This window comes from Nodosilinea sp. P-1105, from assembly GCF_012911975.1.
Classification (GTDB): domain Bacteria; phylum Cyanobacteriota; class Cyanobacteriia; order Phormidesmidales; family Phormidesmidaceae; genus Nodosilinea.
In genome coordinates this window covers 39,645-52,924 of sequence record NZ_SMDQ01000009.1, presented here as the reverse complement: position 1 = coordinate 52,924, position 13,280 = coordinate 39,645, and the positions used below count along the sequence as shown (strand labels likewise).

The following is a 13,280-nucleotide window of genomic DNA, read 5'->3' as shown; positions in this document are numbered from 1 at the left end:
CATAGGCAACGTCTTTGTCTTACTCAAGCTTTACTGCAGGTTCATATACCCTTCCGGATAAATTTATAGTCCTGGCAATCCCCGGCGGCTGAGGCGTGGGCCAGGGTTATGGCTTCGATCAGTAATGCTGAACTGCCGGTACGGCCGGAGGTGTGGCCCATTGGCTGGTATGACTGTTCCCGACCCACCGCGATACAATACGCCCAGCTATTACCACCTGCCATGGGTCGCACACCTACCCTTACTTACGATCGCGGTACCTTGATCTTGCACCCACCCCCTCGCGGTAAACGCTGGGTTGACTTCGCCCACTGGGATGATCGAATTGAAAAGTTTCGCATTCCGGCCCAGCACTATCGCACCCTGGTAGAAACCCTGCGGGCCGAAGCTGTAGCCTTTGCTGATCAGGCCCACACCTTTCAAGCCCTCAATCTAGACCCCCAGACTGTGATGCCGCCCTATCTGCACCAGCAGGAAGCGCTGCACGCCTGGGTCAGCCACCGCTGGCAAGGGGTGGTGGTCTTGCCCACCGCCTCTGGTAAAACCTACCTGGCTCAGCTGGCCATGCAGGCAACCCCCCGCAGTACCCTGATCACCGTACCCACTCTGGATCTGATGCACCAGTGGTACGCCCACCTGACAGCGGCCTTCCCCAATGTACCAGTGGGACTACTGGGGGGAGGCAGCAAAGACCGCACCCCGATTTTGGTGGCCACCTACGACAGTGCGGCCATCCATGCCGAAAGTCTGGGGAACCAGTACGCCCTGCTGATTTGCGACGAGTGCCACCACCTGCCTAGCGATTTTAATCGGGTGATTGCCGAATACTCGATTGCCCCTTACCGCCTGGGGCTAACCGCTACCCCCGATCGGGCCGATGGGCGCCATGACGATCTGAGGCACTTGCTGGGGCCGATTGTTTACCACAAGTCAGCGGCGGACCTCTCCGGCCAGGCGCTGGCACCGTTTCAGATTGTGCCCATCAAGGTCCAACTGTCGGACCAGGAGCGGCAGCGCTATGAGCAACTGATTGCCCAGCGCAATCGCTTTTTGCAAGAGGCCAATATCTGGCTGAGTTCTGCCCAGGGCTGGCAACGCTTTGTGCGGGCCAGTGCCCAGTCCCAGGCGGGGCGACGGGCCATGCTGGCCCACCGAGATGCAAAATTGATTGCCCTAGGGACGCCGGGTAAGCTGCGGGTACTGGAGGACTTGCTGGCCCAACATTGGGGCGATCGCATCCTGATTTTCACCAATGACAACGCTACGGTCTATCAAATTTCCCAGACTTTTTTAATCCCGGCCATTACCCATCAGACCCCGGTCAAAGAGCGCCATACCATCCTGCAAAACTTTCGCAGCGGCGACTATCCTACCCTGGTGGTGTCCCATGTCTTGAATGAAGGGGTGGATGTACCCGAGGCCCGGGTGGCGATCTTATTGTCAGGTAGTGGATCCACCCGAGAGTATATCCAACGGTTAGGCCGAGTGTTACGCAAGGGCAGTGGCCATAAGCAAGCCATCCTCTACGAAGTGGTGGCCGAGCAAACTACCGAAGAAGCCATTTCCAGTCGCCGCCGCCGAGGCACAGAGCCTGCTCCTGTGCGTCAGCTTGAGTTAGTGCCCATGCAGCCAGCACCCGTGAAGCCCGTGCCCGTGAAGCCAGCCTATGATCTTCCCCCTGTCTCGGTGCCCAGGGCAGCAGAGGCCGACGGCAAGTTCCCATCCTCCCCTGCCCCTGAATCGCCCAATGCTTAAATCTTTATGAGAGTGTGCCAGCTCATACAATCCAGGCTAGGGCTAAATACTCTAATAAACCAAGGAAAACTAAGGATAAGAAACGGTCACGCTCAAGGTGACTAGCTATTAGGATTCACGGTTTCAGGCTTAAGGCAGGCCATAAACTGTACCCCAGTGACCTTAGGGATCTGCGGGTTAATAGTGTACCCAGTGGCCAGGTTTCGACTTCGCTCAACCTTCAGGGATCGAGGGCTGAGCGAAGTCGAGGCCCGATCAGCGGGTAGTTTATTTTCCTGCACGTCCCTTACCCCCAGGTCACTGGCTCCTGCCACCACTCACTTCGCCCATGGTTCCCAGCCCCCTAATTTTCGGTGCTTGGCGACTGACCCCAATCGACGATCAATGCTGCTCTAGCTCACCCTCTTTAGCCATGATCATTTCAAAACCCACTGACCCTAGTCTAGGGAATATCAGCCTGACCTCTTCTCCCCTGGCTAAGCCCGACGATCTCAGTCGTTTTCAGGGGATCATCGATCGGGCCACGGCCACCGGTCGTCTGACCCGGCAAGATGAAGATCAGATTTTAGCGGCTCTGGTCAATGGCCGACAACCGGCCCCTGAAAAGTGTGCCCTGTTTCGCCAGATGCAAGAACGAGTCTGGCAAGCCGAACTCCACCTCGATTGATAAGGCCTTGCACGTAAGACCACTGTTCGCCCTAGGAAATTTCTAGGCCAGAGGATCTCTAGTTGATTCTAGTAGCCGTAGCCGCCATGGTGGGGTAGGAGGAGAGCAAGGAATACGCCTTAACATGCAGTACCCACTAGAGCCGTTACCCCACAGGTGGATTCCCACCTATGCAGGAATGAGGTTGGGGATTTTTTTTCACACGAGCTCGTCCTATCGGGGGCCGCTCAGGCGGTCTTGCGGTCCTGGTTATACCATTGACTCCCCTGACGAATGCTGCGATAGTTGAGCGTAATTCCAGGGCGTCGCAACCGTTACCTAGCTTAAATGCCGCTGAGTTGCCATCTCAGGCGATTTTCAGTTGAATAGCAGCTCTAGCATTACTTTGGGATGGTTTACTTGTCCTAAGGCTGCTGGCACGCTGCTGAATGCAGGTTTAAGCTCAGCCATGGGCGTCTTCCTTGGCTCACTGTTGCCTTTGCCTCAATCATCCTGTCCCTTTGATGTTCGCCGAAACGATGCCGTATTCAGCCAGGTTTTTTATTGCCGCTCTGCTTGCCCTCAGTCCTATGACCTCTGATGAGCAGACCTTTGCGACTACTTCGACGGCATGGGTGGCTCAAGCACCAGCCTTTTCTGTGCTAGCGGTGGTGCCCTCAGGCATGTCGTTGCTCTCCACCGCTGGGGCTGAGGCTTCAGAGGTCGAAGTCATCGGAGCGGCCTCCGAGGCAAAGACGGCTCAAGCCATCGATTCAGAGGCTGCCGATGCCGATGCCGTGAATGCTGAGGCAGCAGGTGTGTCTCCCTGGTGGTGGCTGCTGCTACCCATAGCTGCGATCGCGGCGTTAGTCTGGGCCTTAACCCGCAACAAAGGGTCTGATCCCACGCCTGCCACCAGCGATGTGGCCGATCCTCCCTTACCCGTCGGTCCGGCTCCGGCGGTGCCCCCCACCGAACCCCTACCCGAGGCCGATGTGCCCCCTGTACCTGTCGGCCCGGCGGCCAGTGCCGAGGACAGGTCTGTTGCGGCCCCCGCTGCGACACCCGCACCCGAGCCGGAAGTGCCAGCCGCTGCAGATACCCCAGCGGCCCCAGTGCCAACCCCGGCCCCACCACCCACTGCGGCCGCGCCCCCAGAACCGCCCCCACCCCCGGCCTCAACCTCCGCCTTGGGGATAACGGGCATGGCTGGGGCCGCTGGGGCTGCCGGGTTAGCTACCAGTGCCAACGCCTCCTTAGCGGGGACCGACGATCAATCGGCGGTAGAGGCCAGCAAGTTTAACGTGGTGGGGCGTCCCGCCGATGGCGACATTGACCTGTCGGACATTGATGATGGCCTGCCCCCGCTGCCCTCAGGCTATGGGGAAAGCCGCATTGTACTGATGCCCCGCGATCCCCAATGGGCTTACGCCTATTGGGATACCCCTAATAGCCACAAAGAAGACCTGCGACGCCAAGGGGGAGAACACCTGGGCCTGCGGTTTTACGATGTCACCGATGTCAACTTAGATCACCAGGCCCCCCATAGCATGCAGCAGTTCGACTGTGACGAACTGGCCCGTGAGTGGTACATGCAGATTCCAGTCAGCGATCGCGATTACCAGGTAGACATTGGTTATCTGACCCGTGATGGCCGCTGGCTCGTGCTGGCCCGCTCCAACACTATTCGAGTGCCTCCGGTTTACCCCTCCGACTGGAGCGAAGACCACTTCATGACCGTCAGCTGGGACGACAACCTGCAGGGTAAAACTTTGATCACCCTGATGGATCCTCGCCATCAGACAGCTCAACCAGTCGGAATGCATGAGCAGCTGTATACCCTCGCCCAAGGGACCGAGTCACAGCGCCTAGCGGGCTCTCTGTTTGGTTCGATGCACCATCTGCCCGGTTCCATGGCTCCCCCCATCAGCTCCTATGGCCTAGCCTCGGGCATGGGCATGGGAGGGGCTCCCAGTGGAATAGTCCCCACCCTTTCCGGCGTGTCAGGCTTTACCCCTTCGGGCTATCCCGGCCCCACCATGTCGGGGATCTCAGGGCTGACCTTCTCTGGGGTTGGGTTTTCAGCGTCTATGCCGCCCATCCGCCCCCGTCAATTTTGGCTGGTGGCCGACGCCGAATTGATTGTCTATGGTGCTACCGAACCGGATGCCACCGTCACCATCAGCGGTGTACCCATTCAACTCAGTGAAGACGGTACCTTCCGGTTCCAAATGCCTTTCCCGGATGGGTTGATTGAGTACCCAATTATGGCGGTGGCGGCGGATGGAGAGCAAAACCGCTCGATCCATATGACCTTTGAGCGTTACACCCCCCACCGCCACACCAATACTCGGGACGAGGCCCAAGCGGAATGGCCGGAAGAACCCTAATGGCTAATGGCTAATGGCGAAAATCGGTGGGGCCAGTGTAACCGGACAATTCAGCCAGGCGCTCTAAGGATTGGGTGCCTGGATAAAACTCCCCGTCAATTTCCCAGGTGGGAAAACCTGTGATTTGGGGCTTCGACCGACACAGGCTGACCTGGGGGTTCACCCCATCTTCAGCACATTCCACGTAAGGCATGGTTTCAGCCGCTTCAGCCCCAAACACCCGCTTTTGGTCGTGACAGTGGGGACACCACCAGGCCCCATACATCACCGCCCCTGTGTCCTTTAGGTGACGCGCCAGGGCCACCTCCGCTGGCCCCGATGCCAAGGTGATGGGGGGGCCAGCTTGTCCTACAGCAACGCTACTGGCGAGACCATCTCCTCGAATTGGGGCATAGAGAGCCAGCACGCTGGTCAGGGTAACCACCCCTGCAATGATCCCCATAAAAGCCAACTGCCCCCAGTCTTCCCAAGGGTGGCCCACCAAGGCGATCACAAATAGTGACAGGGAAAATAGGGCAGAGGCCACACAGAAGGGACAAAAAGCCTGAATTTCAAAGGCCATGACGCTCATCAGGTAAGCGCTAAACACCACCATGGCTGTGGCTAAAAGAAAGATCAGGGGCCAGGTTTGGCTATTGAGCTTTTGCCACAGCGACTTCTGCTGATCCGCATTCACCAGCAATGGGGCGATCGCTAAGCCCAGCATCGCCGTATAGCCCAGAAAGCCAAACAGGGTTAGGGGCAAACCAAAAACTTCAGCATAGGGGCTAGACAGGACGCGATCGCAGCCTTCGGTCGGACAAGCACCACTACCCGTCAGCTTGATCACGGTTAGATAGGCAGTTTCTATGGCCCCCAGGCCGGCGATGCCAACCAGTAGCCAGCGAGACCAACGATGTATCCAACGGCTTTCTTGACGACGACGTCCCATGATTCTCCCCATCAGAAACGACCTAGCAATCCTTAGGGTACCCTGTCGTGCCCTATCTTAGTGCGTCGCTTAGCTTAGTACGTCCTCGTTAAGGAACCACCATCGTCGGTGTTGACAAGGGAGCATCATCCTTCAACAAGCTTTCCTGCATGGCCTCCACAAACTGCCCGACCCGAATGGGGTCGATGGGTTGGTTGATATTGCCATGGCGCTTCAGGGAACTGGCCACAATCACCCCATCGGCGGCCTGCATCAACGTGCCAATGTTCTCCCAATCTGCGCCACTACCAATAAACACCGGATGATCGCCAGCGGCAGCCTTGGCCAGTTCCAAGTCCTCCAGACTGGGGGGGCTACCCGTCGCCCAACCCGACAAAATAATTCCATCGGCCATGCCACGGTGAATCGTCTCTTGTACCGCCGTGGTCAAGTTCGGAGAACTGAGGGGGCGAGCATGTTTAACCAGCACATCCGCCAAAATACTGACCTGACTCCCCAGAGTCTGACGGTAGCGCAGCAAATCATGGGCACAGCCCTCGATCAGCCCTTGGTCTGTGGCCATCACCCCCGTCAGCACATTCACCCGGATAAATTCGGCCCCTACACAAGTGGCAACCGCCAGGGCGCTGCGACCATCATTGCGCAGCACATTGATGCCAATCGGTAGGGTAATCAGCGTTTGCAGCCTCTGGACCACTAGACTCATGGCGCTGACCACCGCTGGATCGACCTGGCCTTTCGTAAAAGGGGCATCAAAGAAATTTTCCACAATGATGCCATTGACCCCACCTGACGCCAAGGCGGTGGCCTCCTGCTCAGCCCGATCAATCACAACTTGTAAGTCCCCTTGCCAGCGGGGCGACCCCGGTAATGGCAGAAGATGAACGACCCCTAGGACAGGGTTTTGACTTCCAAAGATCTCAGTTAAGTCCACGTTAATCGTGCCTGGACTCTAAATTAGCTACACAACCGTAAAATGTATCTGAGCACAGCCGCAGCTACCCCAGAACCTCAATTACATTATCAGCATATCAACACTGCGGTGTCATAACGGGCTATATCCTGATCTCATGATTCCCCAGCAAGCCTTCTCCCAGGCCATGGCCAACGGCCTCAGCAGGCCATGCTTTTGTGATGTATTATTTACATGTGTTAATTTGTATTGCCCCTAGGTGACATTGACTGAAAAGTTTGCTGGGCAATCTGTCAACACAGCTGTCAGCGCAGCTGTCAACACAACACGGATGGACGCCTAGTTTAACCTTTGTCCTATGCGTTTGTACCCAAGGCTTGGTCAGTCATCTTGCCGTCGTCTGAGCGGTACAGTGACCAGGAGCCGCTAGCCGCGTCATAGGTCAGAGTCGTCAAATGATCAGCACTGTCAGAGGATTAAGCACCGCCATGGGGTTAAAGCCAACCATTGCCTTCAATCATCTTGGTTGCGAGAAGAATCGGGTCGATACCGAGCACATGTTAGGCCTGCTGGTGCAGGCTGGTTATCAGGTAGACGCTAACGAGGAGTTGGCCGACTATGTGGTTGTCAACACCTGTAGTTTTATTGAAGAAGCCCGGCAGGAGTCGGTACGCACCCTGGTGGAGTTGGCCACGGCTGATAAAAAGGTGGTGATTACAGGCTGTCTGGCTCAGCACTTTCAAGATCAGCTACTACAGGAAATTCCAGAAGCTGTGGCCCTAGTGGGCACCGGAGATTACCACCAGATTGTGACCGTGATCGAACGGGCCGAGGCTGGAGAGCGCGTGAAACTGGTAACGCCAGAGCCCACTTACATCGCTGACGAAACTGTACCCCGCTATCGCACTACCGCCTCTAGCGTGGCCTACGTGCGGGTAGCCGAGGGGTGTGATTACCGCTGCGCCTTTTGCATAATTCCCCACCTGCGGGGCAACCAGCGATCGCGCCCGATTGAATCCATTGTGGCCGAAGCCCACCAACTTGCCAGTGAAGGGGTCCAGGAACTGGTGTTGATTTCCCAAATCACCACTAACTATGGGGTTGACCTCTATGGTAAGCCCCGCCTAGCCGATTTGCTGCGGGCCTTGGGAGACGTGGACGTGCCCTGGATCCGGATGCATTATGCCTACCCCACTGGCCTCACCCCTGAGGTGATTGCAGCCATTCGCGAAACCCCCAACGTACTGCCGTATCTCGATTTACCCCTGCAACATTCCCACCCGGAGGTACTGCGGGCGATGAATCGTCCCTGGCAGGGGCAGGTGAACGATCATGTGATTGAACGCATTAAAGCCGCCCTGCCGGAAGCCGTACTGAGAACTACATTTATCGTTGGCTTCCCCGGGGAAACCAAGGCCCATTTCCAGCATTTGCTGGAGTTTGTCGACCGGCATCAATTTGATCATGTGGGGGTTTTCTGCTTTTCCGCCGAGGAGGGCACCCCCGCCTACAGCTTGCCCGACCAGGTACCCGAGAATATACGAGAACAGCGGCGAGAAGCGCTGATGCTGGCCCAACAACCCATTGCCTGGCAGCGCAACCAGTCGCAGATCGGTACGGTAGTCGATGTTTTGATTGAGCAAGAAAACCCAGCCACTGGTATGGCCCTGGGCCGTTCCGCCCGGTTTGCCCCCGAAGTCGATGGGGTGGTGTATGTCGAAGGGGCCGCCCCCCTAAATCAGATTGTGCCGGTGAAAATTGTAGCCGCTGATACCTATGACCTGTTTGGCCAGGTCATGGCGTGATGGAGATTGGTTAAGGACTGACCGTTCGTTGTTGTTTCGAGGAGATGTTATGACCTTATCGTTTACCAGCTTGGGGTTGTCTGCAGCCCGCGTCAGCCACCTAGAGGCGATGGGCTACCACGAACCCACAGCCATCCAGGCTGAGGCGATTCCCCATCTACTCTCGGGACGGGATCTGATTGGTCAGGCCCAAACCGGCACGGGCAAAACGGCCGCTTTCTCGCTGCCCTTAATGGAGCAGGTGGACAACAACAATCCGACAGTCCAGGCCCTGGTGCTGACCCCGACCCGCGAACTGGCGATTCAGGTCTGTCAGGCCATGCGCAGTTATCGCCTGCAAGGACGACCTAAGGTACTCGCCTTATACGGGGGTCAGTCCATCGAGCGGCAGCAAGAGCAACTGCGACGGGGCACCCAAATTGTTGTGGGCACCCCTGGTCGCGTGCTGGACCTGTTGGGGCGGGGCACCTTGTCTTTAAAGGGCCTGGGCTGGCTGGTACTGGATGAAGCCGACGAAATGTTAAACATGGGCTTTATCCAGGATGTTGAGAAGATTCTCAGTCAGGCTCCAGGCGATCGCCAAACCGCCTTCTTCTCGGCCACCATGGCCCCTGAGATTCGGGAACTGGCTACCAAGTTTCTGCAATCGCCTGTGACGGTTACAGTCCAGTCTCCGAAAGCCTCGCCCAAGCAGATTCAACAGATGACCTATGTCGTCCCTCGGGGTTGGACCAAGGTGCGGGCTCTGCAACCCATTCTAGAAATCGAGGATCCAGAAACAGCGCTAATCTTTGTGCGCACTCGACGCACGGCTGGCGACCTGACCCGGCAGCTGCAAGCGGCGGGCTACAGTGTCGATGAATATCATGGGGATCTCAGCCAGTCCCAGCGAGAGCGGTTGCTGATGCGGTTTCGGCAGCAACAGGTACGGCTGGTGGTGGCCACCGATATTGCCGCTCGGGGACTGCATGTGGACGACCTGACCCATGTGATCAACTACGACTTGCCCGACGCCGTCGAGAGCTATGTCCACCGCATTGGCCGCACCGGGCGGGCTGGCAAAACTGGCGTTGCCATTTCCCTGGTGACGCCTCTGGAAAAATATAAGCTGCGTCAGATTGAGCGCCACACTAAGCAGCCCATGACCTTTGCAAAAATTCCCACCCGGGCTGAAATTGCGGCTCGCAATTTAGAGAAACTGCGCACCCAGGTCAGAGAAGCGATTACCAGCGAGCGACTAGCCTCATTTTTGCCGATTGTGTCTCAACTCAGCGAAGAGTACGACCTGCGTACCGTCGCTGCCGCTGCCCTGCAAATGGCCTATGACCAGACTGTGCCTGCCTGGCAGCGTCACGATCAACATGCCACCGAGGATTCCAGCCCTCGCAAAGCCGCTCCTCCGGTGAAAAAGCGCAAATCTAAGTCGGGGAAAACTGAACCCAGAGAAGCCACCAAAGCCCAAGACTAGGAGGTAACAAGCCTGAGGGGATCGTAGGTACCCGCGCAGGGCACCAGGCGGGTTATCGTTATATTACATTCAGTATCATTTCCTGGCATTGCGTATGAAAGGACACACCTACCCTAAAGGAACCTCCTAAAATTAAGGGGAGCTTAGGGGAAAGGGTTCCCGCTAATATCTAGCCAGTGGATATTGGTTTAGGTGGTCATACCCCTAAGGCTGCGCGATGTTCAGGAGGTGATTCCCATGCTGGTAATGGTGACTGAGAACCAACTGATTTCGCCCCAAGCTGTCTGTGCTGGTTGTTTGATGGCCGATCATAATGGCCAACCCCGCTGGCAGCAGGGAGAACTGCGCTGTGGTAAATTGATTACGGGCATAGGGGGTGACCGGCCTGCTCAGTTTGAGTGCCAAATGGGCTTCCGCATTGCCAACATCGGCTAGGGACGGTTTTCGCCAGCTGGCTCCCATGGGTGCTGACAGCAGGACCATCCTGCTACTGTGCCAGCCCTCAGCAGATTACGATATGGTAAGACTAAGTCATTCCCATGGAGAAGTCTGATGACCTGGAGCAGTTCCCCTAGCATTCGCGATCGCATTTTTGCCGCCCTACCCTACATCCTGCCCATTGTTGCGGCTCTGCCCTATGGTTTGCAGTTGACGGCTCAGTTCCCTGTGTTTGGGTATATTCTGCTGCCCCTGTCTCCATTAATCAACATTTACATTGGCCTCCAACGGACAATTCCCTTTTTTGGCTTAATTATTTTCTTTGCCCTGATTTTGCTGGTGGTTCGGAACGACAGCATCAGTCGCTTCATTCGCTTCAACACCATGCAGGCGATTTTGCTCAGTCTTATTTTTGCTGTGGTGGGGCTGATTCTTAGCTTGTTGGATCCCAGCATTTTTGGGGCACTGCTCTTCAATACCCTATCTAACGTGCTGTTTCTAGGCATGTTAATTGCCGTTGGTTTCTCCCTGGTCCAAACGTTTCGGGGGCTATACGCCGAAATTCCCACCCTCTCCGAAGCGGTACATATGCAGGTGCGGTAGTTGGCCAGGCTATGCGGTTTTCGGTTCCAGGCGGGCAACCACCTGGTTTTGCAGCACACCAATGCCTTCAATTTCAACCCTTACCTGATCACCAATGGCGAGGGGGCCTACTCCGGCTGGGGTGCCGGTTAGCACCACATCCCCTGGTAGCAGAGTCATAATTTGACTGATGTAGGCCACCAGATAATCAGGGCTGAAGACCATGGCATCCAAGGTGGCCGATTGTACCGGAGTCGGTTGATCGTTCAAAAACGTTTGCAGAACCGCCCCCGGGTTAAGCTCTCGCACAATCCAGGGCCCCAAGGGGCAAAAAGAGTCAAAGCCCTTGGCGCGGGTCCATTGGCCATCGCGCTTTTGCAAATCCCGAGCAGTAATGTCATTAGCGATGGTGTAGCCCCAGATTTTGGCTCGGGCCTCGTCAGGTAGCACTTGGGCGCAGCGATCGCCGATCACCACCGCCAGTTCCCCTTCATAGTCCAACCGCTGGGTTTGGGAGGGGTAAAAAATGGGTGCCCCGACAGAGGTGACGGTGGTTGAGGGCTTGATAAAAATCAATGGTTCTGTCGGTAACGGGGTGCCCATTTCGGCGGCGTGGTCAGCATAATTTTTACCTACAGCCACCACCTTAGACGGGGCACAGGGCGCCAAAATAGAATACTGGCTGGGGGATAGTTCATCCTCCATGGGTTGCCCTTGCAACCAGGGGGGCGCGTCGAGCACTTGCACACTGCGGTCGGGGCGAAGTAGCCCATAGTGCAACTGTCCGGTATGGGACTGGACTCTAACGTATCGCTGCGCCATATTACCTGCTAAATCCTTGGTATAATTGTAGATCCTTGTCTTTAAGCCAATCACACAGGCACCTGAAGCGGCTGGTTTTACTCCAGCAAAATCGGCACTGGTGCCTTATTTTTGGCGATTAAAGGCCATTCTGTCCACAAGGAGACTTTATGAAAGCTTACATGTACGAAACCATGTACATTCTTCGGCCTGATTTGAATGATGAGGCTGTTGACGCCGTCATTGGTAAATACCAAGGCATGTTAAAGGACCAAGGCGCTTCTATTCTGGAAACCCAGCACCGGGGCAAACGTCGCCTAGCCTACGAAATCGATCGCATTCGCGAAGGGATTTACATTCAAATGAATTACACAGCTCCGGGCGCCGCGATCGCCCCCCTAGAGCGAGCCATGCGCCTGAGCGATGAAGTCATCCGCTTCTTGACGGTGAAACAAGAGACCGAGGAGGCCTTGCCTGAGGCTGAGCCAGAAGTGGTGGCTGTCGGTGCCACCGAAGAAGAGTAGACGGCCTAAGTCATTAACCCCTGATCGTCTAAGGTGACTTTCGAGAAAGAAGATCTTCGCGTTAAGTCAGCGATCGCAGCTTTCGTAGAGTGGGCAATGCCCACCAATCGGTAGACAGTTTCTTAGAAGTTACCTAAGCCTTATCCTCGGTGCTGCGGCCCGCTGTCATAGCACCTGATCGGCCGAGGGCTTGACGCCAAAACAAGTCCCCTTTCCTGTGAGATTCCCCAGGCAAGGGGACTTGTTTTAGGGGTTTGTGTGTCACTTTTTCCAGTAGGTGCTATAAAGTAGCAGCAACTAGGCTCAACGCTAGGGAAAATCTGGCCAGACTAAGGCCCGTGACTCAGGCAGTCGGCCAGTAGCCGTTGGGCGCATCAACGAGGGACGTAGTGTTAGTTGGTAGGGGAGTAGTTCTGTGACTCAAACGCCGTACACAGACATGAGCGAGCAACAAGCTGAAATTGCCCGGCTCGAGGCTGAGCTAGAGCTTCGTGATCAGCTGGTGCAACAATTATCCCAGGAGCTGTTTCGGCTGGTTAAGGGGAATACAGGCTTTGTGCCCAGCCCCGAAGCGTCAGAACAGCACCAGGCCGAACTGTCAGCCCTGCGGGATCAGTTGCGTGGGGTTGAAAAGCAGATTGACTTTTACCAAGCTCAAATGGCCGAACGCGACGGGGAAATCTTGCAATTGCGCCAGACGGTCCAGGAGCTGACGGATCGCTCCCGCATGCTAGAACAGGTGGTGCAAGAGCTGCCAACGGTTTATCGGCAAAAATTTGCTGAGCGCATGGCCCTGGTGAAGCAACGGGTGGCCGAAATTCAGCGGGAAAATCGACAATTACAAGCAGAACTCCAGAGTGTCAGCTACCGACTGGCGGTGCGGACTCGTCGCAGTCAACGACTGGAGCTACCCAGCCTAGATCCCGATGCGATCGATGGCATTTCCCTTCCCTCCTTTGGTAACGCCTAGTGGTCTGCGGTATAGGTCAGCCTGAGTTCGGGATAAGAAGTTCGGGATAAGAAAAGT

11 protein-coding genes and 1 pseudogene are annotated in these 13,280 nt (G+C 56.2%); 9 read left to right on the top strand and 3 right to left on the bottom strand.

Going from position 1 to position 13,280, the window contains the following annotated elements; genetic code table 11:
* Nucleotides 1–222: 222 nt before the first annotated feature.
* The 3 genes and pseudogenes from E1H13_RS06050 to E1H13_RS06040 form a co-directional block, all read left to right on the top strand.
* Nucleotides 223–1,755, top strand: a complete 1,533-nt coding sequence (locus tag E1H13_RS06050) for a DEAD/DEAH box helicase family protein (RefSeq protein WP_169612575.1) — start codon at nucleotides 223–225, stop codon at nucleotides 1,753–1,755.
* A gap of 412 nt (nucleotides 1,756–2,167) precedes the next feature.
* Nucleotides 2,168–2,422, top strand: a complete 255-nt coding sequence (locus tag E1H13_RS06045; protein WP_169612506.1) for a hypothetical protein — start codon at nucleotides 2,168–2,170, stop codon at nucleotides 2,420–2,422.
* Between the two features lie 1,262 nt (nucleotides 2,423–3,684).
* Nucleotides 3,685–4,791 (top strand): annotated as a pseudogene (locus E1H13_RS06040) (DUF4912 domain-containing protein); the annotation flags it as partial.
* A gap of 10 nt (nucleotides 4,792–4,801) precedes the next feature.
* On the opposite strand, the gene E1H13_RS06035 reads toward E1H13_RS06040, so the two are convergent.
* Together E1H13_RS06035 and btpA are read right to left on the bottom strand one after the other, a co-directional pair.
* Nucleotides 4,802–5,722: a vitamin K epoxide reductase family protein gene (locus tag E1H13_RS06035; RefSeq protein ID WP_169612504.1), complete on the bottom strand. Its 921-nt coding sequence runs from the start codon at nucleotides 5,720–5,722 to the stop codon at nucleotides 4,802–4,804.
* Nucleotides 5,723–5,810: 88 nt separating this feature from the next.
* Nucleotides 5,811–6,656: a photosystem I biogenesis protein BtpA gene (gene btpA, locus E1H13_RS06030; RefSeq protein WP_169612503.1), complete on the bottom strand. Its 846-nt coding sequence runs from the start codon at nucleotides 6,654–6,656 to the stop codon at nucleotides 5,811–5,813.
* Nucleotides 6,657–7,123: 467 nt separating this feature from the next.
* Here btpA and rimO point away from each other — a divergent pair, with 467 nt between their 5' ends.
* The 4 genes from rimO to E1H13_RS06010 all read left to right on the top strand — a co-directional run bounded on the left by rimO (nucleotide 7,124) and on the right by E1H13_RS06010 (nucleotide 10,949).
* The gene (rimO, locus tag E1H13_RS06025; RefSeq protein ID WP_169612502.1) at nucleotides 7,124–8,440 is read left to right on the top strand and encodes a 30S ribosomal protein S12 methylthiotransferase RimO; all 1,317 of its coding nucleotides are present in this window, start codon (nucleotides 7,124–7,126) and stop codon (nucleotides 8,438–8,440) included.
* Between the two features lie 49 nt (nucleotides 8,441–8,489).
* Nucleotides 8,490–9,908: a DEAD/DEAH box helicase gene (locus tag E1H13_RS06020; protein ID WP_169612501.1), complete on the top strand. Its 1,419-nt coding sequence runs from the start codon at nucleotides 8,490–8,492 to the stop codon at nucleotides 9,906–9,908.
* Nucleotides 9,909–10,145: 237 nt separating this feature from the next.
* Nucleotides 10,146–10,343: a hypothetical protein gene (locus E1H13_RS06015; RefSeq protein WP_169612500.1), complete on the top strand. Its 198-nt coding sequence runs from the start codon at nucleotides 10,146–10,148 to the stop codon at nucleotides 10,341–10,343.
* A gap of 117 nt (nucleotides 10,344–10,460) precedes the next feature.
* Nucleotides 10,461–10,949, top strand: coding sequence for a Tic20 family protein (locus E1H13_RS06010; RefSeq protein ID WP_169612499.1), 489 nt, complete (start codon nucleotides 10,461–10,463; stop codon nucleotides 10,947–10,949).
* Nucleotides 10,950–10,958: 9 nt separating this feature from the next.
* On the opposite strand, the gene E1H13_RS06005 is transcribed toward E1H13_RS06010, so the two are convergent.
* Entirely contained in the window at nucleotides 10,959–11,750 is a 792-nt protein-coding gene (locus E1H13_RS06005) for a fumarylacetoacetate hydrolase family protein (RefSeq protein ID WP_169612498.1), read from the bottom strand.
* 149 nt (nucleotides 11,751–11,899) lie between these two features.
* On the opposite strand from E1H13_RS06005, the gene rpsF reads away from it, so the two are divergent.
* Together rpsF and E1H13_RS05995 are read left to right on the top strand one after the other, a co-directional pair.
* Nucleotides 11,900–12,253 (top strand): 30S ribosomal protein S6, encoded by a 354-nt coding sequence (rpsF, locus tag E1H13_RS06000; RefSeq protein WP_169612497.1) that lies wholly within the window; start codon nucleotides 11,900–11,902, stop codon nucleotides 12,251–12,253.
* Nucleotides 12,254–12,692: 439 nt separating this feature from the next.
* Nucleotides 12,693–13,223, top strand: a complete 531-nt coding sequence (locus E1H13_RS05995; protein WP_169612574.1) for an Npun_F5560 family protein — start codon at nucleotides 12,693–12,695, stop codon at nucleotides 13,221–13,223.
* Nucleotides 13,224–13,280: the final 57 nt, after the last annotated feature.

Coding starts and splice junctions, on each gene's coding strand:
- E1H13_RS06010 (WP_169612499.1), top strand. CDS start 10,461: ATGACCTGGAGCAGTTCCCCTAGCATTCGCGATCGCATTTTTGCCGCC.
- E1H13_RS06050 (WP_169612575.1), top strand. CDS start 223: ATGGGTCGCACACCTACCCTTACTTACGATCGCGGTACCTTGATCTTG.
- E1H13_RS06005 (WP_169612498.1), bottom strand. CDS start 11,750: ATGGCGCAGCGATACGTTAGAGTCCAGTCCCATACCGGACAGTTGCAC.
- E1H13_RS06015 (WP_169612500.1), top strand. CDS start 10,146: ATGCTGGTAATGGTGACTGAGAACCAACTGATTTCGCCCCAAGCTGTC.
- E1H13_RS05995 (WP_169612574.1), top strand. CDS start 12,693: ATGAGCGAGCAACAAGCTGAAATTGCCCGGCTCGAGGCTGAGCTAGAG.
- E1H13_RS06020 (WP_169612501.1), top strand. CDS start 8,490: ATGACCTTATCGTTTACCAGCTTGGGGTTGTCTGCAGCCCGCGTCAGC.
- E1H13_RS06045 (WP_169612506.1), top strand. CDS start 2,168: ATGATCATTTCAAAACCCACTGACCCTAGTCTAGGGAATATCAGCCTG.
- rpsF (WP_169612497.1), top strand. CDS start 11,900: ATGAAAGCTTACATGTACGAAACCATGTACATTCTTCGGCCTGATTTG.
- rimO (WP_169612502.1), top strand. CDS start 7,124: ATGGGGTTAAAGCCAACCATTGCCTTCAATCATCTTGGTTGCGAGAAG.
- E1H13_RS06035 (WP_169612504.1), bottom strand. CDS start 5,722: ATGGGACGTCGTCGTCAAGAAAGCCGTTGGATACATCGTTGGTCTCGC.